Raw genomic sequence first — 16,268 nt, forward strand, 5'->3', positions numbered from 1 at the left:
CATTTACAAAAGAAACTATTGTTCTTCCTTTAAATAATAAAGAAGCAATAGAAGCTGCTTTTAAAAAGTATAAAAATGATATCGCATGCATCATCATCGAACCAGTACCTGCCAATAATGGATTATTGATTCAAGAAAAATCTTATCTAAAGTTCTTACGCCAGATATGCACAGCAAATAAATCTCTTTTAATTTTCGATGAAGTTATCTCCGGATTCAGAATAGGATTTGAAGGAGCTTCGGGACATTACAAAATAAAGCCTGACATTATTACTTATGGAAAAATTATTGGTGGCGGCTTACCTGTAGGGGCTTACGGGGCATCAAATAAAATCATGACCAGTATTTCTCCACTGGGAGACGTTTATCAAGCAGGAACTCTCTCAGGAAATCCTGTGGCAATGTCTGCTGGAATTGCACAATTAACCGAATGCTTAAAAAAGAATTTCTACACAGACCTTAACACCAAAACAGATCTTTTTGTAAAAGAAATAGATAGCTATATAAAAGAGAAGAAATACAAGGCTACTATCACCTCAATTGGATCTATTTTTTGGATTTCTTTTAGTGACAAAACACCAATCAGAGCTGCTAATGAAATAAAAGCAAGCACTATGTCTATGTTCACCGTGTTTTATTCTTCTATGTTAAACAAAGGGATATACACTGGCCCATCTGGCTACGAAGTCGGCTTCATGTCAAGTGCGCACTCCAAAGCGGATCTTGTTAAAACAAAAAAAGCCATTTGCGAAAGTTTAGATAAGGTATTTAAATAGTAAATGAATAGAGAAGAAAGTATAGCCCGAGGATTTGATTATCTAGCCAAGAACTATAACTTCTTTCTAAAATTCACCATTGGTAAAGCTATTCACCGATCTCAAACTTGTTTTTTTAAACATATTAAAAATTGCCAAATCATACTTATAGTTGGCGGAGGCACAGGCAAATTATTAGTTGAGGTACTTAAAAACTACCCAGATGTACATGTCGATTATGTTGATGTCTCATCTAGGATGATTGAGCAATCTAGGCTGAGGATTACAAAAGAAACACCCGGTAGAATTGATAAAGTAAATTTTATAAATACCGACATTCTAAATCATAATGGCCCTAATTCATATGATGTAATCCTCACACCATTTATACTAGATTGTTTTAATGAACGGGATTTAGCATTAAATATAAAACACCTTTGGGGTTCTCTTAAATCCAATGGAATTTGGTTGCATTCGGATTTCAATCCTCACCCGAAGAACATTTATTCAAAAATATTCAGTAGAATAATGATTTCTTCCTTGTACCTATTCTTCAATACATTATGCAAATTGGATGTTTCTTTACTTCCTGATTTCAAGAAAATTTATCTCAATTTAAATTTCAAAATAGACGAAGAACAGCTGTTTTTAGGTGGGCTTATTTCATCCCTACTATTACATAAAGCTTAACGCAAATTTCGATAAAAACACGAGTCCAAATTGAGCAACCATCATTCCTTCAATAACCAAAGAATAATAAAACTCGCTCGAACTTGAAGTCACCTTAATGATTACGTATCCAGATAATACGGAAGAGAGAAGAACGCCAATCATTTCATAGGATTCTATATCACCTAGATAAAGAATATTCAAAAAACATATAAGATTCATTACAACTAATGTGGACAAAGCAATCCTCTTTGCCCCTTGCACCCCAAAATAAGTAGGAATTGTAATTAGGCCATCCTTTTTATCGTATGCCATATCTCTAATATCAAAGGGAATGGTTATAGAGAATATAAATAGACACCTAATTGTAAATTGATAAACCAATTTCAAAAACGGTACTGCGTTTATTTCATTTAAAATAGGGAGATAGACAGTCACAAAACTTACAACTATTGTAATCAAAAATATTTTTAACATTGGTATACTTCTTATACCAACAAACCGATCCTTAATTTTCAATATTGGAATGGTGTACATTATTGAAATCAACCCACATGGTATTAACCATAATACTTGAAACCAACTTAGCTGAAAACAAAAATAAGCTAGTCCAACTACGGACACCACCCACACACTTACAGAAAAAGCAATATTCTGCTCTACCCAGTTATGCCGAAGTACTTCCTTATTATGATTATTAAGAAAAAACAGTGGAAACAATCTGTGTGTGCAGTACACAAAAAGAGTAGCGAAATAAATGAAATAGATAAAGCTATAATCGGTTGTGCCAAACACAATGACAGACTGCAGCCCAATTAAGGATACAGGTAATGCAACAAAAATATTGCTGTAAATTAAATAGCTTAATAATGTATTAATTGGTTTCAAGAAGAATTAGATTTTTCCCTCTAGACTTTTCAATCTTGTGTGATCGATACTCGTGTGCCATTATGAGATGCTATTTTAGCTAACCCAATACCTCCTACTATTCCTATAATACTTCCGACTATAGTTTTCTGAACACGCTTGCTCTTCGCAATTTTATAAAAACCATCCTGATAATCGAGATCGGAACTATTGGCACCATACACTGCTAAACTATTATGGTCGACTTCATATTCACCTATTTTGGTTGTTCTTACTACTGGAGTAATTAAAGAAGCTGCTGAAATTAACGGAGTCAAAACAATACTATTAAAAAGCCCACCAGTAAGCCCGCCAACAATACCTCCAACTAACGGAATTATAGGATCATAATTTCGCTGAGCATCTCTTGATCCAAAAACAAACATTCTGGCTCTATCTATGGGGTAAAAATTCCCCTCCGTAGAATCTTGCTTATAGTAAAGTTGCTCCGTTCCATCTCTTAAGTTAAGTGAAAAGAGTCGAGCCATGGCAATTTCGTCTTCCACCACTTTTGTTGAAGCACCAATTAAGCCTTTCTTTTCAAATGAATACCGTACTGTCTTTGTTGTCAAATCTTCCTCAAAAGACCTTAACGTAATCTCGTACCCATTCATTAACAACAGGCTATTGGCCACATCTTGCGCAATTGCACTTCCGGCGAATAAAATCGACAGGAGCAAAGCATTCAATATGTTATTTCTCAATACGATAAGCATATAGCTCAAAGATAATAACAATTAGTAAATTAGTAAGAACAATATTGTTCCACGACAGTATACCGTTTACTTCATTCTAAAAATAAAGTTCTACTATGCCAAGAAATAATTTCGCATCACGACACATTGGTCCAAGTGAAGACGACTTAAAGACAATGCTTAAAAGTATTGGAGTTAAATCTCTCGATCAGCTTATTGACGAAACAGTTCCGGAAGAAATCCGACTCAAAACGGAATTAAACTTACCCGACGCAATGTCGGAATTTGAATATTTAGAGGAAATAAAAGGGATAGCCACAAAGAATAAAATATTCCATTCATTTATAGGAATGGGCTACTATGAATGTATTGTACCAAGTACAATATTGAGAAACATAATGGAAAACCCAAGTTGGTATACGGCCTATACGCCATATCAATCGGAGATTTCGCAAGGCAGAATGGAAGCCCTATTAAATTTCCAAACCATGGTTTGCGATCTAACGGGAATGGAAATTGCAAATGCTTCACTTTTAGATGAAGGAACGGCAGCGGCGGAAGCAATGCTTATGATGTACCGAATTCAACAAAGAAAAAAGGACAAGAAAGAGGCCAATACATTCTTTATTTCAAACGAATGCTTCCCACAAACAATCGATATTTTACAAACTCGTGCAGAGCCATTAAATATCAAATTAATCATTGGTGATTATCAAGATTTCAAATTCACTAAAAATATTTTTGGAGCATTTATTCAATGTCCTACGGCAGATGGTGATTTACATGATTACTCCACCTTTATTTCAAATGCACATAAGAATGATACGCTAGTTGGAGTTGCAGCCGATATCCTAAGTCTAACATTATTAACCCCTCCAGGAGAATGGGGAGCGGATGTAGTAGTTGGAAGTACACAACGATTGGGTGTTCCCTTAGGTTTCGGTGGTCCACATGCTGCTTTTTTTGCAACTAAGAATGAATTCCAAAGATACATTCCAGGTAGAATAATTGGCCTATCCGTCGACTCGAATGGAAACCCAGCTCTTCGAATGGCACTCCAAACTAGAGAACAGCATATCAAGAGAGAAAAAGCGACTTCCAATATTTGTACCTCACAGGTTTTACTAGCGGTTATGGCCAGTATGTATGTCGTTTACCACGGACCAAAAGGATTAAAACTTATCGCCGAAAGAATAAATAACTCTGTTGGATTTGTAATGAACCAACTTAAGAGACTTGGATATAAATGTGCGAGTGATAGTTATTTTGATACCATCAAAATTGCTTTACCGGTGCATATAACTAAATCGCATCTTCAAGAAATTGCCATAAAAAAGGGCATGAACTTCAGGTATTTTTTCGATAACCATGTAGGTATTAGCTTAGATGAAACCTCAACAATTGAAGTCATACATCAAATCATTGAGGTATTTGCTGAAGCGAACGACAGAACTCATGAAAACTGCGAAATTATGGGCGATTTCATGGCCGACTCCATTCCGAAAGAGCTTCAACGAAAAAGTGATTACATGTCGCATCCAGTGTTCAACTCTTACCATTCAGAATCTGCTTTGATGCGATATATGAAGAAGTTAGAACATCGCGATATCAGCCTTACCCAATCCATGATTCCTCTTGGGTCGTGTACGATGAAGCTCAATGCGGCATCTGAACTTATTCCTATTAGCTGGCCTGAATTCGCATCACTTCATCCGTTCAAGCCAGAAGAACAAGCGATAGGATATCTTCAAATAATTCAAAGTTTAAGAAATCTTCTCTGTGAGATCACAGGGTTTGCAGGGGTCTCATTTCAACCAAATTCAGGAGCTCAAGGTGAATATGCTGGTTTAATGGTTATTAGAGAATACCATAAAAGTCGAGGTGAAGGACATCGAAGCATTATGTTGATACCTTCATCTGCACATGGTACAAATCCGGCATCTGCCGTTTTAGCTGGGATGAAAGTTGTAATTGTGAAATGCGATGAGCTAGGCAATATTGATGTGGCAGAACTAAAATCAAAAGCTGAAGAGCATGCGGGAAATCTTGCTGGGCTTATGGTTACGTATCCTTCTACTCATGGTGTTTTTGAAGCAAGCATAATAGATATTACCAGCTTAATTCATAAAAACGGGGGGCAAGTCTACATGGATGGTGCTAATATGAATGCTCAAATCGGACTCACAAGTCCTGGTTTAATTGGAGCCGATGTTTGCCATTTAAATTTGCATAAAACATTCGCAATTCCTCATGGCGGAGGTGGCCCGGGCGTTGGTCCTATTTGCGTTGCTGAACATCTCGAACCATTTCTACCATCACACAGCGTAGTTCATACTGGAGGTCGCCAAGGAGTATCACCAATTTCTTCTGCCCAAAGAGGTTCTGCTCTTATCTTATTGATTTCTTATGGCTATTTAAAAATGTTGGGGAGAGAAGGAATAATCAATTCTACGAAATACGCTATCCTTAATGCCAATTATATTAAGAAGAGATTAGAAGAACATTATCCTATTCTTTATAGTGGTACAAAAGGAAGAGTGGCACATGAATTAATTGCCGATTGCCGATCTTTTAAAGAGAGTACTGGTATCGAGGTCGAGGATATTGCCAAACGTTTAATTGATTATGGTTACCATGCTCCTACAGTTTCATTCCCTGTTGTAGGAACTCTAATGATCGAACCAACCGAAAGTGAATCGTTAGAAGAAATTGATAGATTCTGTGATGTAATGATTTCTATTCGAGAAGAAATCCGAGAGATTGAAGAAGGGAAAGCTGACAGAATAGATAATGTTCTAAAAAATGCGCCTCACACTGCCGAAAGTGTTACTGTTGAAAACTGGACTCATTCTTATTCAAGAGAAAAAGCTGCGTATCCAAAGAGATGGATTAGAGATAATAAGTTCTGGCCTTTTGTAGGTAGAGTTGATAATGCTACAGGAGATAGAAATTTAATATGTTCTTGTCCTCCTGTAGAAGACTACAATTAGTAAGGATTCGCGTGCAAGTAAGCACCACCTAAAGTAACTCCTAATCCGAGAAACGCGAGTGGCATACCTATATATGAACTTATCTGTCCATCGGAATCATAAGCTTGAAAAAGGCCTATCCCTACACCTGAGATTACAATGCCTGTTATCTTCATTATTTTCCCGAGTCCCATTTTATCAATTGAAGGATTCATTCGAATTGGGCTCAATACGGCCGGGCTATTATAGTTTTCTTTAGGTAACATCGCCAACGAAGGCTCGCTATCTAAACCTTTTATGGAGGCTACTAAAGGTTCTCCAGCAGATAGATTCCCCATTGAGATAAGAGTAAATAATATTATTGAAAAGAAAACTTTTTTCATTGCATTTAGATCAATTCTAATTTAAAGATACTATCTAGTTACTATTCAGCAAAACATTCTAATTAATTAGAACAAATTATCGCGCTAAGTTCTCTTCTGCTGGATAAATTTAGATGCATAAACAAAACTCTGAACTACTGGATCATCAGTTTTTAGGATATCCTCTCTATTCCCACTCCAATGTTTTACACCCTTAAGTATGAAATTGATATTATCTCCAATTTCTATCACGGAATTCATATCATGACTAATAACAATTGTTGTGATATCAAACTCTTCAGTGATGTCTTTGATCAAATTATCTATTATAATAGAAGTCTTCGGGTCGAGTCCAGAATTAGGCTCATCGCAAAAGAGATATCTCGGCTTAAGTGCTATCGCTCTGGCTATCCCCACTCTCTTCATCATACCCCCACTTATCTCCGATGGAAATAAATTGTTTTTATTCTCAAGATTAACACGGCTTAAACATTCATTAGCTCGATGCTCTTGCTCTTTATCAGACATATCGGTAAGCATGGTTAAAGGGAAACGAACATTTTCTTCAACTGTCAAAGAATCAAACAAGGCAGAACCTTGAAATAGCATACCTATCTTTTTCCGGATCCCTTTTTTCTGATCCACATCCATACTTGAAAACAAATCTTCATCAAAGAGAATCTCCCCTTTGTCGATTTCATGCAGACCAACAATACTTTTCATAAGCACTGTTTTTCCAGAACCGCTCTCACCGATAATCATATTGACTTTACCCTGATTAAACTTTATTGAAATATCCTTTAATATCTCAACGCCAGCGAATTCTTTGTACAAGTTTCTTACCTCAATCATATTAACATTAATTGAGTAAGTACATAATTTACTGCGAGAATAAGTCCACTACACCAAACAACAGCGCTTGTACCCGCCTTGCCTACTTCAATAGCACCACCTTTTACGTAATAACCAAAATAAGCTGGGATAGTAACAAACAAAAATGCAAAACACACGGACTTAACTAATGCATAAAAGACGTGAAAAACCTCAAAGTCATATTGTATACCTTCTAAATAGTCTTTAGAAGCGCACAATCCGGTAAGATCACCTACAAGCCATCCAGATAAGATTCCAATCCCCATACTAAGTATAACCAGAAACGGATTGATAAACATTGCCGCCAGCATTTTAGGAAATATTAAATGGTTAGCAGAGTTAATTCCCATCATTTCTAGCGCATCGATTTGTTCCGTTACTCGCATTGTACCTATTTCTGATACGATACTAGAACCTACTTTTCCTGTCAAAATAAGACCTATAATAGTAGTAGAGAACTCCAATACCATTGACTGCCGAGAAGTAAATCCAATCAACATGTCGGGTACGAAGGGATTATCTATGGCCACAGCGGTTTGAATTGTAACCACCATCCCCATAAATAATGAGATAATTGCAACAATTGCTAAAGAATTTATTCCGATTGAATCAATTTCATGGACCAACGAGCGTTTAAACACTTTAAAACTCTCGGGTTTAGCAATCGACCTAGAAATTAACAATAAGTACCTGCCTACGTGATAAAAAAACATCGCTTACGTTTGATATACACTATAAAAGTAAGGATATTGAGGTGCTTAGTTTTACAAACTTTGAGTAATTATAAACAGTGGTAATACAATTATTGCAAATTGGTATCTTTACAAAACGATAACATCACACCTCAAATGAAAAAGACAAATCCATTTATTGTTTTCTCTATACTTCTTATAGGCTGTCTTCTCTTTTCAAACTGCAGAATCTTTGGTAAAAAGAATAAATGCGATGAATGTCCACATTTCGAGACAAGCTATTCAAATTAATTTCTTTAAATGGTCACTTCCAAGATCGATTTATCATCTTACGTTCCTTCAAAATCAATTCCTTTTCTCAACAAACTGATTGAAAAAACAGAAGTTAACCTCATTATTAAAAATAAACGAAAAACCAAATTAGGGGATTACAGACCTCCTATTAATGGTTCTATGCATCAAATCACAATCAACAACGACCTTAATAAATACCAATTCCTTATTACGCTGCTACACGAATTGGCACATTTACTCAACTGGAATAGGCATGAGCGGGCCGTAAAATCACATGGAATTGAGTGGAAAGACGAATTCAAAACTCTTCTACAAGATCCAACTATTGGAGAATGCTTCCCAACGGATATCCAAATAGCGATTAACGATTATATATCTAATCTCAAATCTAGTTGCAGCCTTGACCTAGGTTTGCAACGAGCTCTTAAATCTTATGACATTCCAACGAACAAAGGCTTTATTGCGGATCTCGAAATTGGCAATGCATTTAAGACAGATAATGGAAGAGAATTTAAAATTTTAGAGAAAAAAAGAAAGCGGTTAAAATGTATTGAAATAAAAACGAATCGATTATACCTTTTCAACCCTGCTCACTCCGTGTTTCCTCTATAACACACTTCGCTTTTTCTCTCTTTTTTTGCGCTTACTTTTTATTATCTTTGCGACCCCTAATTTTAATTAAAACAAAATAAAAATGGCTCAGAAAGACTTGAAGTTATCTCAGATGGCTGAAAATTTAGAAAGTTCTCCAATATTAGTGTTATCGAAATTAGTTAACGAAAAAATTGCTGCCGGAGAAAATGTATTCAACCTTACTGTAGGAGATTTCAATCCTAAAATCTTCCCAATTCCTTCTGAATTAACAGAAGAAATTATCAAGGCTTACGAAGCGGGATTAACAAACTATCCTCCAACTGGTGGCATGCCAGAGCTAAAGCAAGCTATCTCTAGATATGTTAAGCGTAAAGGAAATATGGATTATAGTGCTGCTGAAGTATCTGTGACTGGTGGAGCTAGACCATTAATTTATGCAGTTTATCAAACCTTATTAGATGCAGGTGATACTGTTCTATTCCCAGTGCCATCTTGGAACAACCATTTCTATTCACACTTAACCCATTGTAAGCAACTAATGGTTGAAACAACTGCAGAAAACAACTTCATGATTACTGCAGATGACTTAAGACCACACATTCAGTCAGCTAACCTTTTAGCTCTATGTTCTCCGCAAAACCCAAGTGGAACTTGCTTTACAAAAGAACAACTAGAAGATATCTGTGATTTAGTTTTAGAAGAAAATAAAAGAAGAGGTCCAAACGAAAAACCAGTTTACGTATTATACGATCAAATATACTGGATCCTCACACACGGTGATGTTGAGCACGTTAATCCTGTACTTCTCAGACCAGAAATGAAAGATTACACGATTAACATCGATGGTATTTCTAAAGCATTTGCTGCAACAGGAGTTAGAGTTGGATGGGCTACTGGTCCACAATCGATTATCAGTAAAATGGGCGTTATTATTACTCACATGGGTGCTTGGGCTCCTAAGCCAGAACAAGTAGCTTGTGCTAAGTACTTAGATAGAGAACAAGAAGTAGACGTTTATTTAGAAGAGATGAAAAAGAAAATTTCTGATCGACTAAATGCATTCTATGATGGATTTAAAGCATTAAGAGAAGAAGGATTCAAAGTAGATGCTATTTCACCTCAAGCTGCTATGTATTTGACTATTCAATTAGACCTTGTTGGCTTAACTACTGCAGATGGAAAGAAATTGAGCAACCCGAAAGAAGTAAACGATTTCATTCTTGATAATGCAGGAATGGCAATGGTACCATTTTATGGTTTTGGAGCTTCAGATGACTCATCTTGGTTTAGATTATCTGTTGGAACGACATCAATGGAAGTAATAGAGCAATGTATGGCGAAACTTAAAACAGCTTTAGGAGAGCTTTCGTAGTCTAAAACGTTTGTTAATGAAAGACAATTACTGTGTAATAATGGCTGGTGGAATAGGCAGTCGGTTCTGGCCAATGAGTCGAACTGACCGCCCTAAGCAATTCCTTGACATCCTTGGAATCGGAAAAACCCTTATTCAACAAACCTATGAGCGGTTTGAAAGAGTTTGTCCGGCTGAAAACATTTACATAGTAACCAACAGCGATTACTTCGATCAGATTATAGAGCAGATACCGTCTATTAGAAAAGAGCAAATTATATGTGAACCTAGTCGAAGAAATACAGCACCTTGCATTGCTTACGCTTCACATAAAATTCACAAGATTAATCCTAATGCGAATATTGTAGTTGCCCCTTCCGATCATCTTATTCTAAAGGAAGATGTATTTGCAGATTGCGTGAACACTGCTTTGGAGGAATCGAGCAAGAATGATTGCTTAATCACAATGGGAATTAAGCCACATCGTCCAGATACCGGGTATGGCTACATTCAATTTGATAGCGAGAATACATTATCAAATCCAGAACTGAAAAAAGTTAAAGTTTTTACTGAAAAACCAGATTTGGAAATAGCTAAGGAGTTTCTTTCAAGTGGCGATTTCTATTGGAATTCAGGAATCTTCATTTGGAATGTTAAAAGCATTATCAATTCTCTTGCTGAACATCTGCCAGAAATAAATAATCTATTCTCAGAAGGCACTGATTCTTACAATACAGAAAGTGAAGTTAACTTTATCTCTGATGTATATGCTGAATGTAAGAACATCTCCATTGACTATGGAGTAATGGAAAAAGCCAATAATGTTTACATTTTGTGTGCGGATTTTGGCTGGTTAGATCTTGGAACATGGGGATCACTTTATTCTCATTTGGACAAGGACCCTGAAGAGAATGCTACTGTTGGAAAGAAAGTATACATGTACGATTCCAAAAATTGCATGGTGCATGTTCCAAATGACAAGCTAGTTCTTATACAAGGATTAGATGACTACATCGTTTCCGAATCAAACAATGTTTTATTGATCTGCAAAAAGATCGACGAACAAAGAATCAAAGAATCTTTAGCGGATTTAAAGACTAAGCTAAACGACGACTTTTTATAGTCAATCTAGTATTTTCATTTCTTAGCAGTTCGGCTATAAGTTTTCAAAAAAGTCATTCCCCTTATCGTCCGTAATAATAAAGGCAGGGAAATCCACCACTTCAATTTTACGAACTGCTTCCATTCCTAATTCAGGAAAGTCAACTACTTCAACAGACTTAATATTATTCTGGGCCAATATTGCAGCAGGCCCACCTATAGATCCTAAGTAGAAACCTCCGTTCTCTTTACAACTTTCCTTAACCTGATCTGTTCTATTACCCTTTGCCAACATAATCATAGATCCTCTTACCTTCTGAAAAGGCCCTACATATGGATCCATTCTACCCGCTGTTGTTGGACCAAAGCTACCCGAAGCCATTCCTTGAGGAGTTTTTGCTGGACCAGCATAATAGATAGGATGATTTTTGAAATAATCCGGCATTTCTTCCCCTCTATCTAACATCTCTTGGATTTTCGCATGTGCAATATCTCTTGCAACAATCAAAGTACCCGATAGAGCTAAACGTGTTCTAATTGGATATTTACTTAACTCCGCTAACACTTCTTCCATTGGTCTATTTAGGTCAATACTGATAGCCTTTTCTAATTGAGGTGGAACCTTTGGTAAAAACTTCTCTGGATTCACTTCTAATTGCTCCAAGAATATACCATCTGCATTAATCTTTGCTTTTATATTTCTATCCGCACTACAACTAACACCAATTCCTACCGGGTTAGAAGCACCGTGTCTTGGAAGTCTAATCACCTTTACATCATGCGCAAAATACTTACCCCCAAACTGTGCCCCTATGTCACTTTGTCTACATATTTCCAATACTTTCTCTTCCCATTCTAAATCCCGGAAAGCTCTCCCTCCTTCATTTCCAGTAGTAGGTAAATTATCTAAATATCCAGCTGATGCTTTCTTTACCGTTGCCAAATTTACTTCAGCAGAAGTGCCGCCGATTACAATAGCCAAATGATAAGGTGGGCAAGCAGAAGTACCTAAATCCTTTAATGAACTTTTCAAAAACGCTTTTAGACTTTCCTCGTTCAGTAGTGATTTAGTCTTTTGGTATAAAAATGTCTTATTAGCCGACCCTCCTCCCTTTGCCATAAAGAGAAATTCGTATGCACTACCACTTTTAGAATATATATCGATTTGAGCCGGTAAGTTAGAGCCGGTGTTCTTTTCCTCAAACATTGTTAATGGAGCAAGTTGAGAATATCTTAAGTTTTTTTCTTGATAGGTATCAAATATTCCTTTAGATAAATGTTCTGCATCATTAACTCCAGTATAAATATCCTCACCTTTTTTTGCCACAACAATTGCTGTTCCTGTATCCTGACAACTTGGCAATTCTCCTTTAGCAGCGACAGTGGCATTAACCAATAAAGTATGTGCTACATATTTATCATTATCGGTAGCCTCAGTATCCTCAATAATATTTGAAAGAAGTTTTAAGTGGGTCGACCTCAGGTAAAAAGATATATCACTCATGGCTTGCTTAGCCAACATTTGAAGTCCTTCTGGCTTAACGGTAACTATTTTTCGACCATCTATCTCCTTCACTGAAATATATTCAGCCCCTAGATTTCTGTATTCCGTATCATCTTTAGAAATTGGAAAAGGTTCTTGGTAGTTGAAATCTGCCATTTTTATTGATTTATTTTAATCATCTTCAGAAAGATAAGAATCTATCCAAATTCATGAAATTGTTAGGATCAGTGAATCCTTTTCTCTTCTTACGTCGTACTTCTCTTGGATGTTATTTTCATCTTGCCAATAATGAAATAATCATTACTTTTACGAGGTATAAATTTAACACATTGTTATGGAAGTTTTGGGTTTTGTTGCGTTTCTATTCGTGTTGTGCCTTGCGTTTTGGGTACTTATCTTCCTTATGCTTTTCGCTCCATACATGGCATTGCTTATGATTTTAGATCGGCACAATCCAGTATTGGCGGCCAAAATCGCAGGTGTTGAGTACATGCCTCACTAATTCTACAAGAATTTCTTAACGTTTTCTGGCGGACGTCCTATTATCGCAGAGTTTCCCTTTACAACAATTGGCCTCTCAATTAACACTGGATTATCGGATAATATTTTAATCCATTCGTGATCATTCATTTCAAGGCCTTTAAATTTCTCTTTATACAACTTCTCTCCTTTTCGAACTATCTCTTCTGGTTTCATATTTAACTTCATTAAAATCACTTCTAGCTCTGTCTCAGATAAAGGATTTTTCAAATATTCGATAATAGTAACATCCGTATTCGACTCTTCTATTAAATGAAGTGCTTCCCTACTCTTTCGACATCTGGTATTATGATAAATTTCCATAGCGTTAATCGAATTAATTATTCTTTGCTCCGTACTCCATTAAATAAGCATTAATAAAGCCATTTAGTTCTCCATCCAAAATGGCATTTACATTCGATGTTTCATGGCCAGTTCGTACATCCTTTACCATTTTATAAGGGTGAAGTACATAGTTCCTTATTTGTGACCCCCATTCTATTTTCTTCTTATCAGACTCTATCTCATCACGCTCTTCATTCTTCTTTCTTAATTCAAGTTCGTACAATTGTGACTTAAGAAGTTTAATCGCTTTTTCTTTATTTTTTAATTGAGATCGAGTTTCTGAGTTCTCAATAACAATACCTGAAGGTTTGTGCTTAAGACGAACTGCCGTTTCTACTTTATTTACGTTTTGCCCTCCAGCACCTCCAGAACGGAATGTATCAAATGATACATCACTCATATTAATATCTATTTCAATGTCATCATCTACCAACGGATATACGTATACAGAAGCAAAAGACGTATGTCTCTTTTTGGCGGCATCAAAGGGAGAGATTCGCACTAAACGATGCACACCGGTTTCGCCTTTTAATTTCCCGAAAGCAAACTCGCCATCGAACTCCAAGGTTACGGATTTGATTCCAGCAGTCTCACCGTTATTAAAATCTAATTCTTTAAGCTTACATCCATTCTTCTCGCCCCACATAATATACATGCGCATAAGCATGGATGCCCAATCCTGACTTTCTGTTCCTCCAGCACCAGGATTTATTTGAATTACTGCGCTAAGAATATCCTCGGGGCCACTTAGCATGTTCTTAAACTCTAGTTCATCAACAATTTCAGAACATGTAGCGTACTGAACTTCTACCTCATCTTCGCTTGCCTCTCCTTCGGCATGAAATTCCATAAGAATTGCCAAATCTTCTACACAAGTATCTACCTGGGCAAAAGAATTTGTCCATTCCTTCTTTCTATTAATAAGCTTAAGTTGACTTTCTGCTTTTACAGGATCATCCCAAAACGCTGGATCTTGAGTAATAATTTCTTCTTCTGCTATCTCAGCTAATTTCTGATCGACGTCAAAGATACCTCCTTAACGCATCCCGGCGTCTAGCTAACTCCTTAAAGTTATCCTGTGTAATCATTCTTCAAATGTAATCGATTCGATACAATAATGAGCTTCAAGAGTATCGCTTAATTTCTTTATATATAAGGTCGTCTTCGAAACCTTTCGATCTCAAGTATCTTATCATGGAGGTCTTTTCTTTCAATTCAATTTTCGTCTCATACTCCCAGCGTTTTGCAATTAACCGTTGTAAAGTGAACAGGTAATCCTCATCTTTAATCTCTTTGAATCCTTCGGCAATACACTGCTCAGAGACTCTTTTCTCAAGTAGTTTCTCCCTAATTTTTCTTCGACCCCAACTTTTCATTCGGAATTTTCCGCCAGCAAAAAGCTGTGCAAAGCGTAACTCATTCAGAAAGTTCTCCGAAATGAGTTCTGCAATTACAGCTTCAACAATATCTTTGTAATACCCTTTAGAATAAAGCATTTCGCGTACTTCACTTTGACACCTTTCTTGATATGCACAATATTTCATTGCGCGAAGTAAAGCTTCTTTAAAAGTATATTCCATCAGGAAAACAAAATACAGAACTCCTTATTGAGAGATAAGGAAATCAAACTTTAACCTCATTTCCATCTCCATCAAAGAAATTATATTCAATGACTTGATAAAACTTGATCGCTTTGATTTTAACCCTCTTTTTATATTCCCAGAACCATTTTTTCTGAATAGAAACAACACCTTTCTTTAAATACGCTTCTAAAAAAGGATGGACATGAATCGTAAGGGAAGACATTTTCTTGTCATCAAACAAATATTTGATCTTGGTCTCCAATTCATCCAAAAAAAGAACATTAGACTGAACTTCGCCCGTACCATCGCATGATGGACATTTATCAGAAACCTTAATATCCATTTCTGGCCTTACTCTTTGACGAGTAATCTGAATTAATCCGAATTTACTTTGCGGTAAAATCTTATGCTTAGCTTTATCGTTAGCCATAGACTCACGCATCTTATCGAATAGCGCCTTTCTATTTGCAGCTACCATTAAGTCAATAAAATCGACTACAATGATCCCTCCCATATCACGCAAATCCAATTGCCTACCTATTTCTTCGGCTGCCTCTAAGTTTACCCGTAATGCATTCGTTTCTTGATCAACTCCTGCATCACTTCTATAACCACTATTAACATCAATAACATGAAGGGCCTCTGTATGCTCTATTACTAAATAAGCACCAGATTTCATGGTAACCTCCTTACCAAACAGCTGTTTTATCTGCTTGTTAATTCCGAATTGATCAAATATTGCTTTATCCCCTTTGTAATGTTTTACCATAGATTCCTTTCCAGGAACTATAGATTTAACATAACCCCTTATATTATCATACAGGTCTTTATTATCTATATGTACAGCATGGAAGCCCTCATTCAATGTATCTCTAAATACAGCAGAGGTAGCACTTACCTCACCTAATATTTTAGCAGGAAGCGTTTTGGTGCTAAGCTTATCAAAAGTCATTTGCCATCTATCAACAAGACTTTTAATGTCGTTATCTAGCTCTGCTACCATTTGATTTTCAGCAACAGTTCTTATAATTACACCAAAGTTTTTAGGCTTAATAC

Annotated in this window: 17 protein-coding genes; 7 read left to right on the forward strand and 10 right to left on the reverse strand. The window is 36.3% G+C overall.

The annotated features are described in order from the left end of the window. A partial coding sequence (locus tag HRT72_10440) for an aminotransferase class III-fold pyridoxal phosphate-dependent enzyme (protein NQY68120.1) occupies positions 1-776 on the forward strand: 776 nt, incomplete at its 5' end. Between the two features lie 3 nt (positions 777-779). After that, positions 780-1,445: a class I SAM-dependent methyltransferase gene (locus HRT72_10445; GenBank protein NQY68121.1), complete on the forward strand. Its 666-nt coding sequence runs from the start codon at positions 780-782 to the stop codon at positions 1,443-1,445. Here the strand turns inward: HRT72_10445 and HRT72_10450 are convergent. Next, positions 1,431-2,312: a hypothetical protein gene (locus tag HRT72_10450; GenBank protein NQY68122.1), complete on the reverse strand. Its 882-nt coding sequence runs from the start codon at positions 2,310-2,312 to the stop codon at positions 1,431-1,433. The genes HRT72_10445 and HRT72_10450 overlap by 15 nt on opposite strands. Before the next feature lie 29 nt (positions 2,313-2,341). After that, complete coding sequence (locus HRT72_10455) at positions 2,342-3,046, reverse strand: hypothetical protein (GenBank protein ID NQY68123.1); 705 nt, start codon at positions 3,044-3,046, stop codon at positions 2,342-2,344. Between the two features lie 95 nt (positions 3,047-3,141). On the opposite strand from HRT72_10455, the gene gcvP reads away from it, so the two are divergent. Further along, positions 3,142-6,015, forward strand: a complete 2,874-nt coding sequence (gene gcvP / locus HRT72_10460; protein NQY68124.1) for an aminomethyl-transferring glycine dehydrogenase — start codon at positions 3,142-3,144, stop codon at positions 6,013-6,015. On the opposite strand, the gene HRT72_10465 is transcribed toward gcvP, so the two are convergent. From HRT72_10465 to HRT72_10475, 3 genes are all read right to left on the reverse strand, one after another. Beyond that, the gene (locus HRT72_10465; protein NQY68125.1) at positions 6,012-6,377 is read right to left on the reverse strand and encodes a hypothetical protein; all 366 of its coding nucleotides are present in this window, start codon (positions 6,375-6,377) and stop codon (positions 6,012-6,014) included. The two genes, gcvP and HRT72_10465, sit on opposite strands and share 4 nt — an antisense overlap. Before the next feature lie 84 nt (positions 6,378-6,461). Beyond that, a complete protein-coding gene (locus tag HRT72_10470; GenBank protein NQY68126.1) occupies positions 6,462-7,208 on the reverse strand; it encodes an ATP-binding cassette domain-containing protein in 747 nt (248 codons plus the stop codon). Further along, the gene (locus HRT72_10475; GenBank protein ID NQY68127.1) at positions 7,205-7,942 is read right to left on the reverse strand and encodes an ABC transporter permease; all 738 of its coding nucleotides are present in this window, start codon (positions 7,940-7,942) and stop codon (positions 7,205-7,207) included. The genes HRT72_10470 and HRT72_10475 overlap by 4 nt, the downstream gene beginning before the upstream one ends. A 279-nt stretch (positions 7,943-8,221) precedes the next feature. Between HRT72_10475 and HRT72_10480 the strand changes: the two genes are divergently transcribed. The 3 genes from HRT72_10480 (at position 8,222) to HRT72_10490 (ending at position 11,283) form a co-directional block, all read left to right on the forward strand. Next, on the forward strand, positions 8,222-8,827 hold the full coding sequence (locus HRT72_10480) for a SprT-like domain-containing protein (protein ID NQY68128.1): 606 nt from the start codon (positions 8,222-8,224) through the stop codon (positions 8,825-8,827). A 97-nt stretch (positions 8,828-8,924) separates the two neighbouring features. Beyond that, on the forward strand, positions 8,925-10,181 hold the full coding sequence (locus tag HRT72_10485) for an aminotransferase class I/II-fold pyridoxal phosphate-dependent enzyme (GenBank protein NQY68129.1): 1,257 nt from the start codon (positions 8,925-8,927) through the stop codon (positions 10,179-10,181). Between the two features lie 16 nt (positions 10,182-10,197). Further along, positions 10,198-11,283, forward strand: a complete 1,086-nt coding sequence (locus HRT72_10490) for a mannose-1-phosphate guanylyltransferase (GenBank protein NQY68130.1) — start codon at positions 10,198-10,200, stop codon at positions 11,281-11,283. 33 nt (positions 11,284-11,316) lie between these two features. Here HRT72_10490 and HRT72_10495 read toward each other — a convergent pair whose 3' ends face one another. Next, positions 11,317-12,921: a fumarate hydratase gene (locus HRT72_10495; protein NQY68131.1), complete on the reverse strand. Its 1,605-nt coding sequence runs from the start codon at positions 12,919-12,921 to the stop codon at positions 11,317-11,319. Positions 12,922-13,099: 178 nt separating this feature from the next. On the opposite strand from HRT72_10495, the gene HRT72_10500 reads away from it, so the two are divergent. Continuing rightward, positions 13,100-13,267, forward strand: coding sequence for a hypothetical protein (locus tag HRT72_10500; protein NQY68132.1), 168 nt, complete (start codon positions 13,100-13,102; stop codon positions 13,265-13,267). Between the two features lie 2 nt (positions 13,268-13,269). Here the strand turns inward: HRT72_10500 and arsC are convergent, their stop codons facing one another. The 4 genes from arsC to HRT72_10520 form a co-directional block, all read right to left on the reverse strand. Beyond that, positions 13,270-13,608, reverse strand: a complete 339-nt coding sequence (arsC, locus tag HRT72_10505; protein NQY68133.1) for an arsenate reductase (glutaredoxin) — start codon at positions 13,606-13,608, stop codon at positions 13,270-13,272. A 13-nt stretch (positions 13,609-13,621) separates the two neighbouring features. Further along, positions 13,622-14,717 (reverse strand): peptide chain release factor 2 gene (locus HRT72_10510; protein ID NQY68134.1). Its coding sequence is split into 2 segments (ribosomal slippage): positions 13,622-14,653 and positions 14,655-14,717, totalling 1,095 coding nucleotides; the frame shifts between segments, so codons are not numbered across the junction. Positions 14,718-14,753: 36 nt separating this feature from the next. Then, positions 14,754-15,209 (reverse strand): RecX family transcriptional regulator, encoded by a 456-nt coding sequence (locus HRT72_10515; protein ID NQY68135.1) that lies wholly within the window; start codon positions 15,207-15,209, stop codon positions 14,754-14,756. A gap of 43 nt (positions 15,210-15,252) precedes the next feature. Continuing rightward, a partial coding sequence (locus HRT72_10520) for a ribonuclease E/G (protein ID NQY68136.1) occupies positions 15,253-16,268 on the reverse strand: 1,016 nt, incomplete at its 5' end.

The organism is Flavobacteriales bacterium (assembly GCA_013214975.1).
Taxonomy (GTDB): domain Bacteria; phylum Bacteroidota; class Bacteroidia; order DT-38; family DT-38; genus DT-38.

Coding starts and splice junctions, on each gene's coding strand:
- HRT72_10445 (NQY68121.1), top strand. CDS start 780: ATGAATAGAGAAGAAAGTATAGCCCGAGGATTTGATTATCTAGCCAAG.
- HRT72_10455 (NQY68123.1), bottom strand. CDS start 3,046: ATGCTTATCGTATTGAGAAATAACATATTGAATGCTTTGCTCCTGTCG.
- gcvP (NQY68124.1), top strand. CDS start 3,142: ATGCCAAGAAATAATTTCGCATCACGACACATTGGTCCAAGTGAAGAC.
- HRT72_10465 (NQY68125.1), bottom strand. CDS start 6,377: ATGAAAAAAGTTTTCTTTTCAATAATATTATTTACTCTTATCTCAATG.
- HRT72_10470 (NQY68126.1), bottom strand. CDS start 7,208: ATGATTGAGGTAAGAAACTTGTACAAAGAATTCGCTGGCGTTGAGATA.
- HRT72_10475 (NQY68127.1), bottom strand. CDS start 7,942: ATGTTTTTTTATCACGTAGGCAGGTACTTATTGTTAATTTCTAGGTCG.
- HRT72_10480 (NQY68128.1), top strand. CDS start 8,222: ATGGTCACTTCCAAGATCGATTTATCATCTTACGTTCCTTCAAAATCA.
- HRT72_10490 (NQY68130.1), top strand. CDS start 10,198: ATGAAAGACAATTACTGTGTAATAATGGCTGGTGGAATAGGCAGTCGG.
- HRT72_10495 (NQY68131.1), bottom strand. CDS start 12,921: ATGGCAGATTTCAACTACCAAGAACCTTTTCCAATTTCTAAAGATGAT.
- HRT72_10500 (NQY68132.1), top strand. CDS start 13,100: ATGGAAGTTTTGGGTTTTGTTGCGTTTCTATTCGTGTTGTGCCTTGCG.
- arsC (NQY68133.1), bottom strand. CDS start 13,608: ATGGAAATTTATCATAATACCAGATGTCGAAAGAGTAGGGAAGCACTT.
- HRT72_10515 (NQY68135.1), bottom strand. CDS start 15,209: ATGGAATATACTTTTAAAGAAGCTTTACTTCGCGCAATGAAATATTGT.